Origin of the sequence: Methylocaldum marinum (genome assembly GCF_003584645.1) — a bacterium.
Lineage (GTDB): Bacteria > Pseudomonadota > Gammaproteobacteria > Methylococcales > Methylococcaceae > Methylocaldum > Methylocaldum marinum.
On the sequence record NZ_AP017928.1, the window covers coordinates 1,840,305 to 1,854,005 of the forward strand.

Here is a 13,701-nt window from a genome sequence, read left to right on the forward strand (position 1 = left end):
TCGAGGCATCGTCCGGGCGGCCGGCACGCTTCGGTTTCAGAATCGGGGTTTATCGGCCACCTTCATCACCATCTTGTGCTCGGCGACCTGCCGCGAATTCAGAAAATCGCGCATCGCCAGGGCTACCGTACGGATGAGTTCTTCTTTTTGCGGATAGTGATCGATCTGATCCCGGACCCACTCGTCCAGTGCAGTTTCGAGAGTAGATTCCTGAAATACCCATACTTTGTTCATCGACTTCGATTCCGATTCGGCACCAAGCCGGCACGCCACTAAAGTATTGATCGGCAGTAGCGCCCGAGATGGCCGACGTTCATAATTCTTAAATCACAGCATTCTAATCGGAGCGGCACATCGTGTTGACCCATCGGACCTCCGAAATTCAAAACCGGCTCCACAAATTCATCTTCGGATCGCTCGACCAACTGATGGACGAGCGCAGCGCCATGGACGCCGAAGCCGCCGTGCTGGACCTTTTCCACCGCACGGCGAGAAGCGTGCCGGCTTACCGGGCATTTCTGGCGGCCCGTAAGCTGGTGCCGGAACGCGTCGAATCCTTCGACACATTCCGCCGACTTCCGCTGGTCGATAAATCCAATTACATGCACGTTCATGCCCTGGCGGAGCGCTGCCGCGACGGCCGCCTGGTTGAATGCGACCGGGTGGCGGTTTCCTCGGGCTCGACCGGGAAACCCACCTTATGGCCCAGATCGATCCTGGACGAACTGGATATCGCGCTCCGCTTCGAGCAGATTTTCCGCGACAGCTTCAGGGTACATGAACGCAGTACGCTGGCCGTGGTTTGTTTCGCCCTCGGAAATTGGGTTGGCGGTCTGTACACCACGTCCTGCGCCTGGCATCTTGCGGCCAAGGGATATCCGCTAATGGTGGCGACCCCCGGCAATAAAAAGGAAGAAATCTTCCGGGTGATCCGGGAACTCGCACCGTGTTTCGAGCAAACGGTTCTCTTGGGTTATCCGCCGTTCATCAAGGATGTGGTCGACGCCGGCCTTGCCGACGGCATTGAATGGGGGCGCTACTCAGTGAAAATGGTCTTCGCCGGCGAGGTGTTCTCCGAGGAATGGCGAAGCCTGGTCGGCCGGCGGATCGGTTCGAACGCGCCGTGCTACGATTCGGCCTCGCTCTACGGCACGGCGGACGCCGGGGTATTGGGCAACGAAACACCCGTAAGCATCGCGATCCGCCGGTTTCTGGCGGATTGCCCCAAGGCGGCCAGGGAACTGTTCGGCGAATCGCGCCTGCCGACCCTGGTCCAGTACGATCCGATCAGCCGGTTTTTCGAGGTTCACGAGGAAACCCTGGTGGTTTCCGGCGATAACGGGGTACCGCTGATTCGCTACCATATCGCCGACAAGGGCGGGATCGTCGGCTACCGCGAGATGCGCGACTTTCTGAACGACTGGAACGCGGGTCCGTTGGCCGATTACGGCCTGGACGAAACCACGCCCTGCCGCTCCCTGCCTTTCGTTTATGTCTTCGGGCGCGCGGATTTCACCGTGTCGTTCTACGGCGCCAATATCTACCCGGAAAACGTGACGGTCGGCCTGGAGCAGCCGGAGATCATGGCCTGGGCGACGGGAAAGTTCGTGCTTGAAATCATCGAATCGGCGGACGGGGACAAATACCTCGGCGTGACCGCCGAACTTCTGCCCGGCGCCACGGCGGACGACGGGAAATGCCGGACGCTCGCGGAATCGGTCAAGGCACAGTTGTTGCGCCTCAACAGCGAATTCGCCAACTATATCCCGGTGGAAAAACAGCTTCCCAAGGTTACGCTGCGTCCGTTCGAAGACCCCGAATATTTTCCGGCGGGCGTCAAACACCGGTATACCCGGCGATGATGCCGGATTCGCCGGCCGGACCTTGCCCGGAGATTGTTGCTGATCAGCCAATCCACCAAGAACGCCGGGTAGTTCAGTCCGCGCGGGGCAATCCACAAACCGCCCTGGCCGGTATCGTTGGGGACACCGGTGCCGGCAGGCCAGGCGTGGCCCACATCGTGTACGACCAGGAGCGATAGCCGAGAGTCGTTCCCTTTCTTCGCCACCTGGAGCGTACCCAGACCGTTCTGCACCGATTCCTCGGGACCTAGCGCGCCGGTGCCGTAAATCTCCTGCAGGACTTTCGCATTATCCTCACTCCAGCGGGTGCTCACCAGCTTGTATTGCCCGGCGTGCTCCGTATCGGTCGGAGACGGAGCGAACATCGCCTTGGGACCATCCAGGTCCATGTCGCCATACGCTATGTTCGCGATTTGCGTGGCAAAGTGGGACGCTTTATTAGCGGCCAGCGAGCGACACGTGCGTATGGCATCGCACACGTTGGTCCGGGGAATTGCAGCACCCGGGCTCAATGCCATGCACTGCGAGCTGCCGACCGAGGGACCGGCTACAGCCCCGACGCCCGCAAACACATCCGGCGCCTTGCACGAGACCGCCAGCGCCATGGCGGCTCCCGAACTCAGGCCGGCGATATAGACATGCCGGGGATCGACGTTGAGCGCGGTTCGTGCCTTTAGCGTGTCTGCGAGCCGCACCAGTTCTGCGATATGGTGCCTATTATCACGGGCTTCATGGTAATCCCAGCATTGTTGCAGTGGCGTACCGAAAAACTCGAGTCCAACAAAGGGAACAGCCAATACCACACCGTTGGCTTCGGCTGCATTCGCAAGGTTTCCGAACGTTTTGAGCTGAGTATGAGTCTGTGCGCAACCGTGCAACACGATCAGCAGGGGATGCTTGCCGTTCGGCAGGGCATGAGTCGGCGTATAAATCCAGGTTGGATGGCCCTCGATATCTTCCTCCTCTGTATTCCAGCCCGCTATGGCTGACAGGGCTGAGACAGCCATGCCGAGGGCAACGAGCAAAACACGCATCTGCCGGGCGAACGGCGACGGCCACGAATTCGGCTTGGAAAAATTCGTAGGGAATGGGGATCTCATGCCAGTGCTCTCCTTAGCCTGGACCAGCCTGATGACCGTTTTTCCGGCCGACCTGCTGATAACCGGCAACGTCCTAATAGCGAAACAGCCGGTTTTTTGGACCGGCGGGCGCAGACCTTTCCCCATTCGACACCATTCTGGTGTGAGCGTTCCGATCTCCGAACCGACCATCACGGTCTGGAAAAAACTCACCAATGAAGGACGAGGGACTGCAAAAGCCGTTTCAGTTAGTGGGCTTCTGCATGTACGAAATCACCGCAATTGCTTTCGCCATGGTGGTAAATATGTCGTCTGAACTTCACCTATTTGCATTCAGTCAAATGTAGTCTATAGGCCCGTATACAAAGGCTCGAAGCGGTTGAACGTTTACTGCAGCTTGATTCGAGGCTGAAGCGTGGAAGACCGGAAACGCACCACGGAGGCTCGAATTTTGAGTCATTTTCCCGAGGTCAGAACGAAGGTACTCGCGTCCCCGGAGTTTGCCGCATGGCTCAGTAGCCTGACGGCGCTGGATGTGGACGGCGAAACGCTTTATCTGCGCGGGGGCGACATGCTGCGCGACAAGGACCAGGTGATCTTCGAATGGGCGCGGCAACACGGTTTGCTCACGGACGCTGCAATTTCCCGGGCGATGAAAGCGGAAGACGAATAAGACCTCAAGGAGGAGCCTGAGGAACTGGGCTTCAAGTTGTCAACGACCGGAAACTGCCGGCGTTGAATCCTTGGATCAGGAGGTAAGTTATGAACCGTGGAACGGATGAACCGGTGCAATCCCTTTTCGATAGACTCTATGAAAAAGCGAAGCGTATCGAAGTCGATGGCGAGACTTTGTGGCGCGTCGAAGGCGATGTGCTTCTCGATGAGGACCAACTCCGCCGTTACGCGCGCCAGCAGGAGGCGCTCAGAGAGATGCGGTTTACGATGCGCGAGGCCGGAATGCCCGCGATGGTCAGTGCCGAATTGGTCGGCATGACCGAGGATGACAAAATCTTGCGCTGGGCCCCGGGTTTAATGCTCACCTACGCCGTGTTGCGCCGGACATTCACGATCGGCGGCGAGTCCGGTTACCGGCTGGTGGTGGAGAGTATGGAGCGGGCAACGGCCGATTGGGCAGAGACCTGTGGTATCAGTTTTTCCCACAAGCCGGAGCTGGACGACAGCGACAGTCTCAGGCCCGAAGGTGCACGCTTTGTCGTACGCGAATTCGATGCCGGCGGCGAGTTCATTGCCTCCGCCTTTTTTCCCAACGACCCGGTTCATCGGCGACGCATATTGATTGATCCCTCGTTCTATTCTCCCGATTTGCGTTTCGACAAGGCCGGCGTGTTACGGCACGAGTTGGGGCACGTACTCGGCTTCCGGCACGAACAGATCCGATCGGAAGCGCCGCCCGGCTGCCCCGACGAAGACACCTATGGGACGATTAACCTGGGCGATTACGATCCGCGCTCGGTGATGCACTACTTCTGCGGTGGCGTCGGCTCGCAGTCCCTGGCCATTACGGAACTGGACAAGGCGGGCTCCCAGCGCGTCTATGGACTGCCGTTGTCCAGCTACCGATTCGTCATCGCCTAAGCGGCAATTCCCGGAATCACGCACCTTGTCCGGATGCGTATCGTGTTGCTCCGACTGATGCGGATTCGGCAGAGCGATTGAATTGGCCGAGACCGAAGCGAAACGCCGGAACCGGTAGCTGCTCGAACCAATGCGCCGCGTTCATTCGATCGACATCTTGGAATGCTATTAAGAAGGCCCTTAAATATGCGACGCCATGGTTTGGCGAGATCAATAAGTTAGCTGAATTTTGAGTCGGGCTATTTAAGGGCCGGATTAATAATGAAGCGGGGTTCACGTTGCGAACATGAGCCGGGCGTCTTGCCGGCGGCAAGGTTCGGCCGCACTGAATTCCACGCCGGAAGCGAGCGGGACCCGGAGCGCCCGGAGTCCGTACACCAATCAGAGATACGCCATGAATACCACGATCACCGAGCGATATCTGGAGACCATCGACAAGGTAGAAAAACGCTATGCCGAGAGGACACCCGAGAGGGAAGAAAAGACGGAGTTCATCAGGGAAGGAAAAATGATCGAAGCGAATCCGCCCGATCTCGTGCAACGCCGATTCGACCGCCTCGGGATTGATTTAGGGGCGGCAAAGGCGATGCTGTCCGGCGGTCTCAAGTTCGTGCCCAGCGATCCGGGGATATCCCCACAGGCGGTTCCGCGTACGCTGGAGCGCGTTCTCGGAACGAATGATTTGATCGGTTACGGCGTGTTTATCGATCGCTTGTTGCAAAGGGGCAAGGCCGTTGCTCGAATTCAAATCAAAACGCCGCAAAATGGATTGGCGGGCTACGGTACCGGCTTCATGATTTCTCCGCGGCTCTTGGTAACCAATAATCACGTCTTCGAAAAGCCGGAAGATACCGTAGCCAGCGTGGCGGAGTTCAACTTTCAATCCGACGCCGATGGGCAGTTGCTGACCTCGCGCACGTTCGGCTTTGCCCCCGGAGATTTTTTCCTGACGGATCCGACCCGGGATTTCACCGTTGTGGCTCTACAGCCGGACAGCGGTCTCGAAGAGTTCGGCTGGATTCCGCTCATCGGCAAAATCGGCAAGCTGATGGTGGGAGAGAGGGTCAACATCATCCAGCACCCCAACGGCGAACCCAAACAGCTCGCCATCAGGCAAAACCTGGTCGTGGACGAACTCGAGCTCTTCCTGCACTATAAGACCGACACGGCGCCGGGGTCGTCCGGCTCGCCGGTATTCAACGACCAGTGGGAACTCGTGGCGCTGCATCATTCGGGAGTTCCCGAGCGGGACGAGCATGGGCACATTCTGACGACGGACGGACGCCGCTGGCAGTCGTGGATGGGCGAACACCGCATCGCCTGGAAGGCTAACGAGGGCTTGCGGGTAAGCCGATTGGTAGCCCATCTCCAGGAAGCGAAGGGACAGTTGGATAGCGCGAAAGCGCGATTGCTAACGGACGTGTTGGAAGGATCTTCTCGTAATGGCCCGGATGGGCCATCCGCCTCAGCGAACAGCTTGCCGACCTATGTCGGCAGATCCGGCGGCGGCGACGAAGCCAGTCCGGAAATCGGCGTAGCCGCCGTGGCCGCTCCGGTAACGTGGACGATTCCGCTCAAGATAAGCGTAAGCCTGGGCCAATTCGCGACACCGCCGGTCAGCACCGCGGTTCCAACGCCGGAACCGGCTGTTTCGCCGGCGCCGATGTCCGGCCCGAGGGTACAGCCGGGTGAACCCGAAGCGCTCCGCGAAGCCCTGGAAGAACTGACGGTCTCGGCCACGCGGACCTATTACGACGCCGCGGCGGATGCCCAGGCGGCAACCGCGTACTATTCAGAGATTCCGGCCCATACCACGGGACGCCCTTTGTTCAAGGCGCTTAGCCAACGGGTGAAATCTTCGCATACCCATGCGCCACGCTATCGGCCGGCTCGCGAACTCTATCCTTGGATAGACCTTCATCCCGACCGAAAACTTCGCAGCATTTACTCGGGCCAAGAGTTCGAGCCCGAGGTCTTGATCCGCGAGGACTTCAAGATTGGACAGGAACGTGCCGAGAAAACCAGAGAATTGATGCTGCGCGAAGCGGATATACTGCCGGAGCGCCTGCAATACGAACTGGACCTGATCGAGCGCAGCCTGCCTTACAATTGCGAGCATGTGATTCCACAGTCTTGGTTCAACTCTAGGGAACCGATGCGCGGCGATCTACACCATTTGTTCGCCTGTGAGGCGCGCTGCAACAGTTTTCGCAGCAACACGCCCTACTACGATTTTCCGGACTTCGAAGAAGCCGTCATGGATCAGTGCGGCAAAAGCACCGAAGGCAAGTTCGAGCCCCAAAGGGGAAAAGGCGCGATAGCCAGGGCGGTTTTGTACTTCCTGATTCGCTACCCGGGCCAGGTGGGAGACGAGGGACGCGAAATGCAGCAGGACCGGCTGCCCATCATCCTGAACTGGCACGATACGGAACCGCCGGACGAGTACGAACGGCATAGAAACCAAGCGATCTTCGAAAAGCAGGGGAACCGTAATCCGTTTATCGATCATCCGGAATGGGCAGCCGTCATCGACTTCGGCTTAGGCTTGGGCTGAATCAATGTGGAGTCGTCAGCGCATGGCCGGTCCTCGAAAAGCAATCCCCCCGAGTTTCGGATTTCGGAACCTCGATGCCCTGCTGTTGCCGGCCAGGAACTACCGGTACTTTCAGAACTGGGGACGGTTTCCCTTCGATGCCGCGGCACGCGAACATTCGCCGGTCAATGCCTGGTGGCTCGCGGACTGCGCGCTTTTGGTCTACGAAGACCCGGAAAACATTCGATCCGTCCTTGGGTCGGTCAATTGTTTCGCTCCCGCCTCATTCCGCTTGTTTGAAAACCCCAGGACGGGCTTGTGCGGCTTCGCGGTCCAAGGTGAGGATTTTGCCGTCCTTTCCTTGCGTGGGACAGAGTTTTACAGACCTGCCGACATCGTGCGGGATTTGGATAAACTGGCCTCGATGGGGACCGATATCCGCCAGGATATGAAACTCCGGATGGGTCCCTTCGACGGTCCGCCGAAATTTCAAGTCCCGGTCGTTCAAGGCTTTTGTCAGCCCCTGCGAAGCATCTGGACGGACCTGGAGAATTGGATCAGTTCGCTACCACGGTCGTCCAATCTCTGGCTCACCGGCCACAGCCTCGGAGCCGCCATGGCCGCGATGATCGCGTTCCAGTTTCCGGATCAGGTAGCCGGACTTTATACCTACGGTTGTCCTTGCCCGGGAGGGCAAGAATTCGCCGATGCCTTCGGGCACCTGGGGCTAGACCAACGAAGCTTCCGCTACGTGCACGGCAACGACCTGGTGGCCAAGGGGCTGGAGTTTCCGGGCACTCCATACCGGCACGTCGGTACTTTGGTGGCAATCGATACGGAATCGCGGAAGAACCTGCTGGAACGGGCCTGGTCGGGTGGTACGCCGGGACATGACGGACCATGCCCCGCTGTATTATGCCTTGCAGACCTGGAACCTGATCCCCGGCTGAGACACGGAGAATCGGGAAGCAATCAGAGCGTTTTCATCTCGCGCATACGGCATCACGGGTTGGACGGAAGTTCTTGGCGCCGTCGACACGCGTAAATCGACTCAAGCATTGGTAGGTCGGCAATCCTTTGCCGACGAAGACGCTGGACCCGGCGCATGACGTCGGGAAGGGCGGCTCCGGCGCTCCCGGAGGCACCGTTTGCGATTGGAAGGGATTCCCGACCTACAGGGTGGCACGATCGTAGGTCGGCAATCCCTTGCCGACGAAGACGTTCGATCGGTGCATGGCGTCGGAAAAGGATTTCCGACCTACGGGGTGGCACGATTGTCGGCAATCCTTTGCCGACGAACCCCTTGGCCCTACGGTGACTACTCGCGAGTTCCCGTACAGTAGATATGAAAATGCTTTAGCCCGCGATTCGGAACCCGACCGGAGGCTTAAAAGCCCGCTCCCTCACAGTCCGCCCGAACCCGAGATCAATCCCAGCTCAGAACGCCGCCGGTCTGATACTCCGTCACCCGGGTCTCAAAGAAATTCTTCTCCTTTTTGAGATCGAGGATTTCGCTCATCCAGGGGAACGGATTTCCGGCGCCCGGATACTGTTCGGGCAAACCGATCTGGGCGCAGCGCCGGTTGGCGATGAATTCCAGATAATCCTTGAACATCCCGGCATTCAGCCCCAGCACGCCGCGCGGCATGGTGTCGTAGGCATATTGAATCTCTATGTCCACCGCTTCGCGGATCATGCGGATGATTTCATCCTGGAAGTCTTTCCGCCAAAGATGCGGATTCTCGATCTTGATCTGGTTGATGACGTCGATGCCGAAGTTCATGTGCATCGATTCGTCCCGCAAAATGTACTGAAACTGTTCGGCGGTGCCGGTCATCTTGTTGCGCCGGCCCATGGAAAGGATCTGAGTAAAGCCGACGTAGAAGAAAATGCCTTCGAAGATCACGTAGAAGGCGATGAGATCGCGAAGCAGCCGCTGGTCGTCTTGCGGCGTTCCGGTCCGGAATGCGGGGTCGCCCAGCGACTGGGTAAACGGCAGCGCCCATTCCGCTTTGCGCGCCACCGCCGGCAATTCGCGGTACATATTGAACACTTCGCCCTCGTCCATGCCGAGAGACTCGACGACGTACTGGTAGGCGTGGGTGTGCAGCGCTTCTTCGAAGGCCTGCCGGAGCAGATATTGGCGGCATTCCGGATTGGTGATGTGCCGGTAAACGGCCAGCACCAGGTTGTTGGCTACCAGGGAATCGGCCGTGGAAAAGAATCCCAGATTCCGTTTGATGATGGTGCGCTCGTCTTCGGTCAGTCCGTCGATGCTCTTCCAGAGCGCGATGTCCGCGTTCATGTTGATCTCTTGCGGCATCCAATGATTGGCGCAGGCATCCAGATATTTCTGCCAGGCCCACCGGTATTTGAACGGTACCAGCTGATTCAGATCGGCGCGGCAGTTGATGATCCGTTTATCATCGACTTGAATACGCCGGGCTCCCATCTCGATGCTCTCGAGGCCGGTTGCTCCGGTACAAAAATCATTCGCCCCTGCAACCCCCTGGTCCGCTTCGTGTCGCGCATGTGCCGGATAATCCTGAAATTCAGGCCTGACTTCGTCCACCGCCGCCAAATTCCCTCCCAGCGCGGCTAGCCTGGGTACATTCGGATTGGGTTCAGCCTTGGCGGACTTGCCGGTCACTTCGGCGAGGGGATCTTCCCAGTTCAACATGCTCTTTCCTCTTTTCGGCCCGTGGGTGTTCAGGAGAAGTGTCTATACGACTCGCGATCGTTGGCGGCCGCCAACGCTAAGTCGCTACATATTGTGCACAAAAAAACTATAGACACAACATGTAGAACAGAACTTTTGCCGATAAATCAGCCTCCCGCGCTTTTCGGGCCGAGCCGCCCTACCACTGCACGGTAAAGGACATGGTGTTGATGTTTTTCTTGAACACTTCCAGCGCGAAAGGCTGCGCCAGTTTGTACAGGTCCAGAATGGAGTAATCGAGCCCCGGACGGGCTCCACTCTTGAACAGCGATTCTTCGATGTTCTTGGCCATGATCAGCATCAAATCGTCCAGATTCTCCGGAGAAACCGGTTTAATGTCGCGCAACAGTTTTTCGGCCATGATCAGAGCTCCTTAGATTACAGCGTCTCGATTGTCCGATACTCGTTCGGGCACAAGCCCGCTCCATATAGGCTTGCATTCATTCTACTCCTTAGACACTTGAGATGAAGTTGCTTCCCGCACCGAAGACGAACGATGGAAGGGCGGACCGCTGAACCGGCCTCGTGAACCGACAACAAACGTGCTGAAATTCCGGCATTGGGGTAATCCGAGAACAAGGGCAAGGGCTGGATACGGAGAGAAAAAAGACCGCTTCTCCCGGAGAGCGACGGCTCGCGCCGCGTTCCATCCAACATCAGCGGTCCGTAACGTCGGCGTGACGCCATACCAAGGTTTTCCGGCGTTTGGCCGGAGTGAATCCGGCCAAAAATTCGGTCGTAGCCTCCCTCCCCCCGATCAGACAAGGGGGTAAAAGTCAGGTTACCGCATTGACTCTAACGTTTTCTCGGTCGCCTCTCGTCTGGCCTTCTTTTTTACGGCGTTCATAGTATTCCCTGCCGATTTGGGTGCGTTTTTGACTTGACCTTTGATCGCTTCGGCCTGCGCCAATCCTTTCTCGGCGGTCTCGGCGCCCTTCTTGGCCTGATCGGGGACCGCTCCCTTTAACTGCCGCTCGGCAGATTCTTCAGCGGAATCCAGAACTTGCTCTTCCAATGCAGCAGACGCTCTATCGATACTTTCCCTGAGATTCTTGGCTTTTTCTATACTTTCGGCTGCCACGTGAACTTGTTTGCGCGCAGCACGCTGAGCCGCCGGTTTGGCAGTGTCTTTCAGGAACTGCTTGGTGGTACTGTCGATACTCGCCTCGGTAGCCGTCGTCGTGCCACTCTCCCCTAAAAGCATCACCAGCAAGCCCAGTGTTATTGTTTTCATAGGAGTCTCCTCATGTCTAAACCCGGACGCCAAAGCTCATCCGCCGGCTAATAGTATGCAGACCAGCCGGCCGTGTATAGCACGGATTACATTCATCGCTCGCAATTTTTGAACTTCGTCGCATGAAAACCGAATATCGTGCCGGCGGCAGGCCGGCTCTGCTTCTCGGCATCACCGTACTGGCATGCATCGGCATGTTTTGGGTTCCCGCCATTCCGCAGGATCCGGCCTACCACGACTTCGCTGACAGGAGCCGCTGGTTCGGCGTGCCTAATTTCTGGAATGTCGTGACCAATGTCGGCTTCCTCCTGGTCGGCTTCGCTGCGCTTCGGCAACTCGTCCGCGGCATGTCGGACAGTACGCTCCCGGAACTCCGCACTAGCTACTTCGCTTTTTTCGTCGGTATCGCAATGATCGCCCCCGGCTCGGCGTATTACCATCTCGCTCCCAACAATGCGACCCTGGTCTGGGACCGACTGCCGATGACCGTCGCCTTCATGGCTTTCGTCTCCATCATCGTGGGCGAATACATTTCCTGTCAGTTTGGAAAAACGCTACTGTGGCCGCTAATTCTTCTCGGCATCGCTTCGATCCTCTATTGGCATACAACCGAGCAATCCGGACAAGGCGACCTGCGCCCCTACGGTCTGGTTCAGTTTCTGCCCATGGTGCTGATACCCCTGATATTGCTTTTGTTCTCTCCTTCGTTTACGGCTACCGGGTATATCTGGGCATTGCTGGGTTTTTATGGCCTCGCCAAATTTGCGGAACTGCTCGATGAACCGATTTTCCGGGCGTTGTACCCGATCAGCGGGCATGCACTCAAACATGTCTTGGCGGCCTTAGGGGCTTATTGTTTTCTGCTGGGACTCAGGCGAAGAAAACCGATCCACGTGAAGGAGCGCTAACTGAGCAATCCCCCACGATCAAAACCCCATAACGTACTTTGCGATCAGAAAATATAAGACTAGGCCAAAGGTATCGACCAGTGTCGTCACTACCGGAGCGCTCACTACCGCCGGATCGATTCCCAAACGTCGAGCCAGCATCGGCATTCCGGAACCTACCAGATTCGCCAGGACACAGATGGCGATCAGCGTTAGGGAGACCGTCACCGCCAGCCCCGGCGTGAACAGCAGTAACACGGGAACATGGGCGAGCACGGCGACCGCGCTGCCGAGCAGAATACCGACGCGGGTCTCGCGGAGAATGACCCGCGCAATTCCCACGCCATTGATGTCGCCGGTGGCCATGGCCCGAATCACGGTGGTCGCCGATTGGGCTCCACAGTTGCCGCCAATCCCGATGAGAAGGGGGATGAACACCGAAAGGCTGATCGCCTGCTCCAGGAGCGATTCGAAAGTGGTGATTACGTTGACCGTCATGGTGCCGGCCAAGGCGAGCAGCAACAGCCAGACCAAGCGAGCCCGGGCGAGATCCAACAAGGTGATCGAAAAATAGGGACGATCCACCGGCTCGCTACCACCGGCCCGAGCAAAGTCCTCCTCCTGTTCGAGCTGAACGACGTCCATGGCATCGTCCACCGTAATCAAGCCGAGCAAATGCCGAGCATCGTCGACTACCGGCAGCGCCAACAGATCCGCCGCCTGAATCAGACTGGCCACCTGCTCCTGGTCTGTCTCAGGCGCTACCGTGGGTACCGGCGCCAGCATGACGTCCTCCACCTGCTGGCCCGGGTCGGCCAGCACCAGAGCACTAAGCATTGCCAATCCCACCAGCCGCTCGCCGCTGTCGAGGACCGGCAGCACGTTCACGGTACTGACCGCACGGCCCTCGCGGTGGATTAAGGTCAACGCGTCCCGTACCAAAAACTCCGGCCGAAGCGGCAAATACTCCGGATTCATGATGCGGCCCGCGCTCTCCGCGGGGAAGGCGAGCAATTTGTGGGTCAGGCGCCTTTCGCGGGGACTGAGGCGGGCCAGCAGAGCCTGGCCTACCGGCTCAGGCAAGGTATCCAGCAGGCGGACTCGGTCATCCGGATCGAGATCCTCGAGCAATCGATTGACTTGATGATCGCGCAGAAACGCCAGCACCTCCTTCTGCAGCGGCGCTTCGAACTGTTCAAAAACAGCCCGCGCCACTTCCGGCGGATAATGCGACAGTGCCTCCGCCCGCTGCGGCGGTTCCAGCCGCCGTAGCGCCTTGACGGCATCGAGCGTATTTTCCGGCATTTCACCGTCTTGATGACTCATTACGTCCTGGATCGTTGGGTGCTGAAGGCATTTCGGCACGACCATGTGCCAAACTCGAGAATCTCGTATGTTACGCTGTTCTTTGCAGGGTATTCCATGCGCCTAATTCTTTGGACAATCGGCATGGCCGGTATCGTTCAGAGCTCTTCCGTAATATGGTATTTATCTTTTTCGAGTTCGAACGAATAAGGTTTCGCTGCCGCGACGGGTTTATGAGTGCGGGTTCTCGGACCCATAGTCAAATGAACCCTCGCGAAGCGAAACCTTTTATTCGGTGGGTTACGGCCGAAGGCCTAACCCACCCTACCATACCGCCGAGTGGACGCATCCCTGCGTCCACCCTTCGGGCCATTCCCGCCCACGCCAGCGATGCTCGGCTGCGTCGACGGACAAATCATCTTCATTCGTAAACAATCTATCCAACGTGATGCCCGCATTTTGCAGACGCATTGCTGACTATGAGAC

General features: G+C 58.0%; 13 protein-coding genes. 7 read left to right on the forward strand and 6 right to left on the reverse strand.

The window, feature by feature from the left end:
• Positions 1-36: 36 nt before the first annotated feature.
• The gene (locus tag sS8_RS08030) at positions 37-234 is read right to left on the reverse strand and encodes a hypothetical protein (RefSeq protein WP_119629203.1); all 198 of its coding nucleotides are present in this window, start codon (positions 232-234) and stop codon (positions 37-39) included.
• A 122-nt stretch (positions 235-356) separates the two neighbouring features.
• On the opposite strand from sS8_RS08030, the gene sS8_RS08035 reads away from it, so the two are divergent.
• Positions 357-1,862, forward strand: coding sequence for a phenylacetate--CoA ligase family protein (locus sS8_RS08035; protein WP_179952403.1), 1,506 nt, complete (start codon positions 357-359; stop codon positions 1,860-1,862).
• Here sS8_RS08035 and sS8_RS08040 read toward each other — a convergent pair.
• The gene (locus tag sS8_RS08040; protein ID WP_232020565.1) at positions 1,760-2,962 is read right to left on the reverse strand and encodes an alpha/beta hydrolase family esterase; all 1,203 of its coding nucleotides are present in this window, start codon (positions 2,960-2,962) and stop codon (positions 1,760-1,762) included. The two genes, sS8_RS08035 and sS8_RS08040, sit on opposite strands and share 103 nt — an antisense overlap.
• Between sS8_RS08040 and sS8_RS28000 the strand changes: the two genes are divergently transcribed.
• The 5 genes from sS8_RS28000 to sS8_RS08060 all read left to right on the forward strand — a co-directional run bounded on the left by sS8_RS28000 (position 2,961) and on the right by sS8_RS08060 (position 8,115).
• Entirely contained in the window at positions 2,961-3,257 is a 297-nt protein-coding gene (locus sS8_RS28000; RefSeq protein WP_232020566.1) for a hypothetical protein, read from the forward strand. The genes sS8_RS08040 and sS8_RS28000 overlap by 2 nt on opposite strands.
• 135 nt (positions 3,258-3,392) lie before the next feature.
• Positions 3,393-3,614 (forward strand): hypothetical protein, encoded by a 222-nt coding sequence (locus tag sS8_RS08045; RefSeq protein WP_232020567.1) that lies wholly within the window; start codon positions 3,393-3,395, stop codon positions 3,612-3,614.
• Positions 3,615-3,703: 89 nt separating this feature from the next.
• Positions 3,704-4,537 (forward strand): matrixin family metalloprotease, encoded by an 834-nt coding sequence (locus sS8_RS08050; protein WP_119629206.1) that lies wholly within the window; start codon positions 3,704-3,706, stop codon positions 4,535-4,537.
• 394 nt (positions 4,538-4,931) lie between these two features.
• Complete coding sequence (locus sS8_RS08055; RefSeq protein ID WP_197716709.1) at positions 4,932-7,091, forward strand: endonuclease; 2,160 nt, start codon at positions 4,932-4,934, stop codon at positions 7,089-7,091.
• 22 nt (positions 7,092-7,113) lie between these two features.
• Positions 7,114-8,115, forward strand: a complete 1,002-nt coding sequence (locus tag sS8_RS08060) for a lipase family protein (RefSeq protein WP_170160998.1) — start codon at positions 7,114-7,116, stop codon at positions 8,113-8,115.
• A gap of 381 nt (positions 8,116-8,496) precedes the next feature.
• On the opposite strand, the gene sS8_RS08065 is transcribed toward sS8_RS08060, so the two are convergent.
• The 3 genes from sS8_RS08065 to sS8_RS08075 form a co-directional block, all read right to left on the reverse strand.
• On the reverse strand, positions 8,497-9,750 hold the full coding sequence (locus sS8_RS08065) for a ribonucleotide-diphosphate reductase subunit beta (protein WP_119629208.1): 1,254 nt from the start codon (positions 9,748-9,750) through the stop codon (positions 8,497-8,499).
• A 178-nt stretch (positions 9,751-9,928) separates the two neighbouring features.
• Complete coding sequence (locus sS8_RS08070; RefSeq protein WP_119629209.1) at positions 9,929-10,150, reverse strand: hypothetical protein; 222 nt, start codon at positions 10,148-10,150, stop codon at positions 9,929-9,931.
• Between the two features lie 420 nt (positions 10,151-10,570).
• Positions 10,571-11,023: a hypothetical protein gene (locus tag sS8_RS08075; protein WP_119629210.1), complete on the reverse strand. Its 453-nt coding sequence runs from the start codon at positions 11,021-11,023 to the stop codon at positions 10,571-10,573.
• Between the two features lie 122 nt (positions 11,024-11,145).
• On the opposite strand from sS8_RS08075, the gene sS8_RS08080 reads away from it, so the two are divergent.
• Positions 11,146-11,931, forward strand: a complete 786-nt coding sequence (locus sS8_RS08080; protein WP_119629211.1) for a ceramidase domain-containing protein — start codon at positions 11,146-11,148, stop codon at positions 11,929-11,931.
• An 18-nt stretch (positions 11,932-11,949) separates the two neighbouring features.
• Here sS8_RS08080 and mgtE read toward each other — a convergent pair whose 3' ends face one another.
• A complete protein-coding gene (mgtE, locus tag sS8_RS08085) occupies positions 11,950-13,236 on the reverse strand; it encodes a magnesium transporter (protein WP_170160999.1) in 1,287 nt (428 codons plus the stop codon).
• Positions 13,237-13,701 lie beyond the last annotated feature (465 nt).

What these genes read in the sequence shown, in the direction of transcription:
- sS8_RS08040 (WP_232020565.1), bottom strand. Translation starts at nt 2,962, where the DNA reads ATGAGATCCCCATTCCCTACGAATTTTTCCAAGCCGAATTCGTGGCCG.
- sS8_RS08055 (WP_197716709.1), top strand. Translation starts at nt 4,932, where the DNA reads ATGAATACCACGATCACCGAGCGATATCTGGAGACCATCGACAAGGTA.
- sS8_RS28000 (WP_232020566.1), top strand. Translation starts at nt 2,961, where the DNA reads ATGCCAGTGCTCTCCTTAGCCTGGACCAGCCTGATGACCGTTTTTCCG.
- sS8_RS08075 (WP_119629210.1), bottom strand. Translation starts at nt 11,023, where the DNA reads ATGAAAACAATAACACTGGGCTTGCTGGTGATGCTTTTAGGGGAGAGT.
- sS8_RS08080 (WP_119629211.1), top strand. Translation starts at nt 11,146, where the DNA reads ATGAAAACCGAATATCGTGCCGGCGGCAGGCCGGCTCTGCTTCTCGGC.
- sS8_RS08065 (WP_119629208.1), bottom strand. Translation starts at nt 9,750, where the DNA reads ATGTTGAACTGGGAAGATCCCCTCGCCGAAGTGACCGGCAAGTCCGCC.
- sS8_RS08030 (WP_119629203.1), bottom strand. Translation starts at nt 234, where the DNA reads ATGAACAAAGTATGGGTATTTCAGGAATCTACTCTCGAAACTGCACTG.
- sS8_RS08060 (WP_170160998.1), top strand. Translation starts at nt 7,114, where the DNA reads ATGGCCGGTCCTCGAAAAGCAATCCCCCCGAGTTTCGGATTTCGGAAC.
- sS8_RS08070 (WP_119629209.1), bottom strand. Translation starts at nt 10,150, where the DNA reads ATGGCCGAAAAACTGTTGCGCGACATTAAACCGGTTTCTCCGGAGAAT.
- mgtE (WP_170160999.1), bottom strand. Translation starts at nt 13,236, where the DNA reads ATGAGTCATCAAGACGGTGAAATGCCGGAAAATACGCTCGATGCCGTC.
- sS8_RS08050 (WP_119629206.1), top strand. Translation starts at nt 3,704, where the DNA reads ATGAACCGTGGAACGGATGAACCGGTGCAATCCCTTTTCGATAGACTC.